This is a genomic window from Bacteroides bouchesdurhonensis, assembly GCF_900155865.1.
GTDB lineage: Bacteria > Bacteroidota > Bacteroidia > Bacteroidales > Bacteroidaceae > Bacteroides > Bacteroides bouchesdurhonensis.
On sequence record NZ_LT707020.1, the window covers coordinates 1 to 1671 of the forward strand.

At 35.9% G+C, this 1671-nt stretch carries 3 protein-coding genes; all 3 read right to left on the reverse strand.

The annotated features are described in order from the left end of the window. Positions 1–341, reverse strand: a 341-nt coding sequence (locus CZ225_RS22795; RefSeq protein WP_129585944.1) for a pre-peptidase C-terminal domain-containing protein, incomplete at its 3' end; no start/stop codon positions are given. Between the two features lie 359 nt (positions 342–700). Next, positions 701–1111, reverse strand: a complete 411-nt coding sequence (locus CZ225_RS22800) for a hypothetical protein (RefSeq protein WP_077152715.1) — start codon at positions 1109–1111, stop codon at positions 701–703. After that, the coding region (locus CZ225_RS23785) for a hypothetical protein (RefSeq protein WP_159441802.1) at positions 1111–1671 on the reverse strand (561 nt) is incomplete at its 5' end. The genes CZ225_RS22800 and CZ225_RS23785, both read right to left, overlap by 1 nt.

Below are 1671 nucleotides of genomic sequence, written 5' to 3' on the forward strand. Positions count from 1 at the left end.
TCAGCTCCCAAAGCGAGAACATTTTCGTTTGCTACCGTAGGGATATAAGAAACCACATGAGGCCGGTCCATTGTCGTGGAAAGCGTTCCACAAACTCCACGCCCTTCAATATTAGTCGTGATAAATCCGTCCTGAGTGTTGCCTTCGGATACTATGTAATACGTCCCTGCGGCTAACTTGTTAATCTTTATCAGCGCATTTCCCGTACTGCCGCATTGCTCCGCTCCGGTATAGTTGTCATTGGAGTAGAGGACGGTTCCCGACGAATTCAGGATGCTCAGATACGTATCGGTGATAACAGAACCGCAATGGCTGACCTTCAGGTCTACAGGATGTTTCAACGTCAGTTTATAGAAAACGTCATGGGTCGATTTGCCACTAAGATATACGAATTAAACAAATGGGATCTATATAATCTACTTGAAACTTCGTGAGAATCTTCTTACCATTTCACTCTGTCAATTGTTCAATACATTATGTAAATGTAAAAAATGCAGCCTCCCTGTGCTCTTGACTGCATTTAACCATGTAATCAAAATTACTTTTAAACTAAATTGTAAAAATCAACTTATATCAGAGTAAGACAAATAAAATCATCCCGATAGAAATTGCTTATATAAAAGCAATCACTACCAGGATGATATAAAGTTACAAGATATGATAATTACGCAAATTACCGTTCTCTTGGCACAAATCCGATTTATTCCATAAGATTAATATGTCTCATATCCTTTTCATTGAGTCCTAATTCTTTTTTGATTTTTTCGTACTCCTTTTCTGATAATGGACCTGTAGTTTTGCATGGTATAGCTTTTTTTGCTGGCGGGAATATTTTTATCACATAATATCCTATCAATGTATCGGCATATGGGTGCCACCTTTTTGCTAAAATATAGTTTTTATTCCAATATACATCGGTTACACCACCACCGATATTAATACCTACCCTACTACCAGTACCATCCGGAAAATCATAATATACTGTTGTCGTTTGAGGCATATCTATCCAACCTACACTATAGTCTGTTCCTTTCAGTTTTTTGAAATATGAATCGCAGGACACTAATAATAAAGCTAATAAGAATATAAAAGGACATAATTTCATTTTCATTATTCTATCATTTTTAAAGTTTTCCAAATATAAAATTGGTAAGTATTACCCATCGGTTTCTGAGAACTTCTTCGTTGATTCCAACTACTTGACCACATATGGTATAAAAAAGAAGACATACTTTTACTATCACTTATTACATTGTTCAAAGACTTTCCATCCTTGCTAGTAAAGGCGTCAAAACGATAACTTCCGATAAATTGTTTAGCGATTGACACCGTAGTAAATGCATCCCATAAATTCCAGTTTCCAGGCCATTCTGTGATCTGTCCTGGAATATCTGTAATTCCATCAACAATTCTTTGGTGTGCCTCTAAAACCGACTTATCATTCATCATAGCCATGGTATAAGGATGGTCACTTAAAAAAATAGAAAATTCAGGTCCTACGCCATTAGCAAATTCATCGAGAAAATCCCAGTCTCTTTCTTTTGAACCTAATAAAGCTCCTTTATCATTTTCTACTATATCAAATGTGAACCCATCACTGTATAAACTTCCAACGTCAAAACCGTCAGTTAATAGTTTATCAATAATTGATTCAAACTCACCTAATACAGA

What these genes read in the sequence shown, in the direction of transcription:
- CZ225_RS22800 (WP_077152715.1), bottom strand. Translation starts at nt 1,111, where the DNA reads ATGAAAATGAAATTATGTCCTTTTATATTCTTATTAGCTTTATTATTA.